Origin of the sequence: Geobacillus sp. WSUCF1 (assembly GCF_000422025.1) — a bacterium.
Taxonomy (GTDB): domain Bacteria; phylum Bacillota; class Bacilli; order Bacillales; family Anoxybacillaceae; genus Geobacillus; species Geobacillus zalihae.
The window spans coordinates 1-369 of the sequence record NZ_ATCO01000149.1 but is presented as its reverse complement, the minus strand read 5'-3'; the positions used below and the strand labels follow the sequence as shown (position 1 = coordinate 369).

Here is a 369-nt window from a genome sequence, read left to right as displayed (position 1 = left end):
TTGGTAGCGCCCGCGACGGCTTAGGGCCTCTTCGACGGTGGCTTTGCCGGATCGCATTTTTTCGCCGACAATGTAGTGTCCCCCGGCCTGTTGCAAGATTCGCAAATTCTCTTCAGAGGAAAAGCCGCGGTCCATGACGCTGATCACACGTCCAAGCTTCCAGCCAATCAAGTCTTGTTTCACCTGTTTGATGACCGTCATGTCCATGGTATTGCCAGGCCATACCCAAGCGCGAATCGGGATTCCTTCCCGGGTGACAGCCAGCCCAATGACGATTTGAACCAAATCAGGACGCTTATCTTTGGAAAACCCCTGCTTTCGAAGCGATTCTCCTTCCGGTGTTTCAGAGGGATCCACTTCGAAGTACGA

1 pseudogene is annotated in these 369 nt (G+C 53.4%); it reads right to left on the bottom strand.

Going from position 1 to position 369, the window contains the following annotated elements:
- Positions 1-369 (bottom strand): annotated as a pseudogene (locus I656_RS0116500) (transposase); the annotation flags it as partial.